The following is a 4,287-nucleotide window of genomic DNA, read 5'->3' on the forward strand; positions in this document are numbered from 1 at the left end:
TTCCTTGAGTGGTTGCACTCCCCGACCCCCCTCCCCGGCCCTCCCCCCCAAGGGGGGAGGGAGAGAAACCAGTCAACACCTCCGCCACGTCCGCCACGTCTTGTAGCGTCGTCGTCTCGTCGAACGTCACCCCGACACGGCCGTCCGGGAAGTACCGCAGGTTGATCGCCTGCGCCTCGGCTCGAGCCTTGACCGCGGCCACGTCCGCCGGCTTGTACGCCAATGTGTCGAAGAACGAGTCGTGCAGCGGCGGCACCGCCTCGGCGAGCAGCTTCGTAAGCGCGTGAACCCGCGTCGCGATCCGCTTCAGCCCGGCCGGGCCGTGGTACACGGCGTAGAACCCGGCCATGTTCGCCAGCAGCGCCTGGGCGGTGCAGATGTTGCTCGTCGCCTTGTCCCGGCGGATGTGCTGCTCCCGCGTCTGCAGCGACATCCGGTACGCGACGTGCCCGGCCGCGTCCTTCGACACGCCGATGATCCGGCCCGGCAGCAGCCGCACCAGGTCCTGCGTCGCGGAAATGAACGCGGCGTGCGGCCCGCCGAACCCGAGCGGCACGCCGAACCGCTGGCTGTTCCCAACGGCGATGTCCCCCCCCATCTCGCCCGGTGGCTTGAGCAGCACGCACGCCAGCAGGTCCGTGCCGACGCACACCCTCCCGCCCGCGGAATGCACCTTCTCGATGATGGAAGTCAGGTCGCGGACCTCGCCGTCGGTCGCCGGGTTCTGCAGGTGCGCGCCGAAGACCGTCGCCGCGTCGAGCGCGGTCGGGTCGCCGACGACGACTTCGATTCCCATCCAGTGCGCCCGCGTGCGGACGACGGCGATCACCTGCGGGTGCGTCCCGGCATCGACGAAGTACCGGTTCGATGATGAAGAGCCGGCCCGCTTGATGACGGCCATCGCCTCGGCCGCGGCCGTCGCCTCGTCGAGCAGCGAGGCGTTTGCGACCGGCAGCCCGGTCAGGTCGATGACCGTCTGTTGGAAGTTGAGCAGCGCCTCCAGCCGCCCCTGGGCGACCTCGGCCTGGTACGGCGTGTACGCGGTGTACCAGCCGGGGTTCTCCAGCACGTTGCGGCGGATCGGCTCCGGCGTGAGCGTGTTCGCGTACCCGGCCCCGATGAAGGTCCGCCACACGTCGTTCTCGCCGGCCAGCTCGCGCAGCTCCGCGAGCGCGTCGGCCTCCGACGCCGGGGCGGGTAGGGTCAGCGGCTGCTTCAACCGGATGCCGGCCGGGACGGTTTGCGCGATCAGTTCCTCCCGCGACTTCGCGCCGAGGGCCGCGAGCATCTCGGCCTCCTCTTGCGGATCGACGCCGAGGTGTCGGGGGTGGAACTCGTCGGGGGCGAACAGGTCTTCGAGGGTCGCGGACAATTCCGGCTCCGGGTGAACGCAAAACCCCGGCACGACGGCCGGGGTCCGAGGGCGCGAGAGGTTGTAAATGACATTCTATGAATCCCGGCTCACCGGCAGCCCCTTCGCCGTCCAGTCCCGCCAGCCGCCGTCCATGCTGACGACGTTCGTGTATCCCATCTTCTGTAAGTTGTCCGCCGCCAACGCGGACCGGAACCCGCCGCCGCAGTAGAGGATCACCTCCGTCGCCGGGTCGGGGATTTTCGCCTCCGCGTCGCGCTCCATCACGCCCTTGCCGAGGTGCATCGCGCCCGGCACGTGGCCGGCCGCGTACTCGCTCTCCTCGCGGACGTCCACGAGCAGCAGCTTCTCGCCGGCGTCGAGCCGCCGCTTCACGTCCGCGACGGTGCATTCCTTGATCCGCGTCTTCGCGTCCGCGACGATCTTCAGGAACCCCGGTGCGTGCTGCTTGCCCATGATGAATGCCTCCTCGCGGTCCGGGCCGCGGCTACTGCCGAAAGGTGTGAGGGTGTAGGCGTCGGGGGTCGCCGCGGACGGCGTGCCCGTGTCGGCGAACGGGAGTTAACGTAGCGTCGCGGGGCCGGGGAGTCGAGGGAAGGGGAGGGCGGGAACGAAAACGCGGGCGGGCGAGGGATCGCCCCCGCCCGCCCGCGTTTCGTCCTCGTTCGGTCAGCGGTTCGCCGCGAGCCGCTCCATGCTCGGCGGGGCGAGCGGCGTCCGGGACAGCGACGGGCTGTGCAGCGGCGTCGCGGTCAGCTGCTGGCGGAGCGGCATCGGCGTCGGGGGCGGCGTTCGGACCGCCAGCATCGCCTCGTCGATCCGCGTCTGCACGTCCGCGTCCGCGTCCTCGTTCACCGCCGCCAGCGCCAGCGCCACCCGCTCGTCGTCCGGCGCGATCTGCCCGAGCAGCGTCACGCACCGGCCGCGGAGTTCCGGGTCGTTGGACAACAGGCCGTTCAACAGCGCCGGGACGGACGCCCGACCGATCCGCTTCAGGGCCACGGCCGTCACCACGCGGGTCCGCACGTCGCCGTCGGACAAGAGCGGCATCATCAGCGGCACGGCCGCGTAGGCCGACGCGCCCAGCCGGCCGAGCGCCCCGACGCAGTCGCGGCGGACGCTTTGGTCGTGGTCCTTCAGCCCGTTCATCAAGAGCGGCAGGGCGGACAGCGCGGCCGGCCCCTGGTCGCCGATCGCGCGGGCGGTCCGGCGGCGGACCCGCGGGGACGCGTCCCGCAGGCCGGGGGCCAGCGCCTCGACCCGCTTCGCCTCGCCGATCGGCAGCTCCGAGATGGCGACGACGGCCAGTTCGCGGATCTGGCTTTGGTTGTGGGAGAGGGCGTCCGAGAGCAGGTGCAGGGCCGGCGAGCACTGGCTCTCCGGCAGGTGTTGCATCAGCACGGTGAACACCAACCGGTGCATCACCTGGGGCGAGAGTTGTTCCATGAATGACGACCGTATCACGTGGGCGGAGGGAAGGGTCGCGGGGACCGACCGTCGGGCGGGTCAATGGACCATAGGTTACGCCGGCCCGCCGGCCGGCGTTTTCGCGAGATTTTGCCCAGGTTCCTCGTCTCGCCGGACTGGAATTTCCGTCCCCGGCGCGGGGCCGGTGCGGGACAGTTCGCGCGTGCCGATTGTGCGGCGTCAAATGCGCGACTAAGTTAAGGGGAGTTAACGCCGCTCGGACGGGAAAAGACAGAGGTTCGCATGTCCGTGATGGTGACGTGCCCGACGTGTCAGGTCATGCTCCGCGTGCCGGAGGGGGCCGACACCATCCGCTGCCCGCAGTGCAAGACGGTCCTCGCCCTGCAAACCGCGACCACCCCCGCTCCCGTCCCGCCACCGTCGCCACCGCCATCGGCCAAGCCCGCGATCCCGCTGCCGTTCGCCCGGCCGCCGGTTTCGCCCCCGCCGCCGGTCGCGAAGCCGCCGGAGCCGCCCCCGCCGCGGGGGAAGACGGTCCGGGGGAAGGTCGTCGAAGAGTTCGAGGAAGTCGCGGACGACAGCGACGACGGCCGCGAGAAGCCCCGCCGGCCGAAGCGGACGGACGACGAGAAGCTCGAAGCCCTGTTGGAGCGGGTCGGCGAGCAGGCCCGGCCGGCCCGGATCGGCATCTCGCTCATGGCCTACGGCGCGGTCAGCGCGTGCGCCGCGCCGCTCGGCGTCGCGCTGTTCTTCATCTCCACGCTGTTCCTCCAGTCCGGCGACAACCCGTTCGTCTGGCTGCCGGTCCTCGGGGTCGGGCTGCACTGGCTGCTCACCACCGCCGGGTTCGGGTTCTGCTGCGCCGGGCCGAAGGAGATGCGGCACATGGCCGTCGGCGGCCTCGTCGTGATGCTGCTGCACGCCGTCGGGATGCTCGGCCTGTTGCAACTGACCGCGCAGGCGATCTCGCTGGCGTCCGCCGGGTTCGGCGGCATCAACCTGGAGTCCGGCCTGTTGAGCGCGCTCTTGCTGGCGAACCTGTTCAACAACCTCAGCGGGGTTGCGAACCTGCCGCTCATCGTCCTGTTCGGCCAGCACGTGTTCGGCCCGCACGTGTTCGTCGTGCTGCTGGTCGCCGGCGGGTTCGAGTTCGCGAAGCTGTCCCTCGTCGGCATCCTGGCGAACCACTACGCGATGGAGGGGAAGGCCCCGGAACTGGGCCACCAGTCGATCCGGTTCGTGTACCGGCTGTTCTGGGTCGTGATCGTCGGGTTCGTCGGGCAACTCATCATCATCGGCGTGTCCCGGCTGGGGTTCGGGTTCGTTTTCCTGAGCCTGCCGGCGATGATGCTGTTGAACGCGTACTTCTTCTGGTGCGCGTTCGCGTGGGTGGCGGAATTCCAGGTGTTGCTACAGGTGGTCGAGGTGATTACGCCGGAGCGGTTCATCGACAAGCGGGCGAACCTGGACTACTACTGAAGCCCGGC

4 protein-coding genes are annotated in these 4,287 nt (G+C 70.0%); 1 reads left to right on the top strand and 3 read right to left on the bottom strand.

The genetic code is table 11. The features are described from left to right. The 3 genes from AC5JJ2_RS02725 to AC5JJ2_RS02735 form a co-directional block, all read right to left on the bottom strand. A partial coding sequence (locus AC5JJ2_RS02725) for a glycine dehydrogenase (RefSeq protein ID WP_495856425.1) occupies positions 1-1,372 on the bottom strand: 1,372 nt, incomplete at its 3' end. Positions 1,373-1,447: 75 nt separating this feature from the next. Then, a complete protein-coding gene (locus AC5JJ2_RS02730; RefSeq protein ID WP_495856426.1) occupies positions 1,448-1,828 on the bottom strand; it encodes a rhodanese-like domain-containing protein in 381 nt (126 codons plus the stop codon). Positions 1,829-2,041: 213 nt separating this feature from the next. Then, positions 2,042-2,818 carry a HEAT repeat domain-containing protein gene (locus AC5JJ2_RS02735; protein ID WP_495856427.1) on the bottom strand — a complete coding sequence of 259 codons (777 nt, stop codon included), beginning with the start codon at positions 2,816-2,818 and terminating at the stop codon, positions 2,042-2,044. A gap of 264 nt (positions 2,819-3,082) precedes the next feature. Between AC5JJ2_RS02735 and AC5JJ2_RS02740 the strand changes: the two genes are divergently transcribed. Next, complete coding sequence (locus tag AC5JJ2_RS02740) at positions 3,083-4,279, top strand: zinc finger domain-containing protein (RefSeq protein WP_495856428.1); 1,197 nt, start codon at positions 3,083-3,085, stop codon at positions 4,277-4,279. Positions 4,280-4,287: the final 8 nt, after the last annotated feature.

This window comes from Limnoglobus sp. (assembly GCF_059499385.1).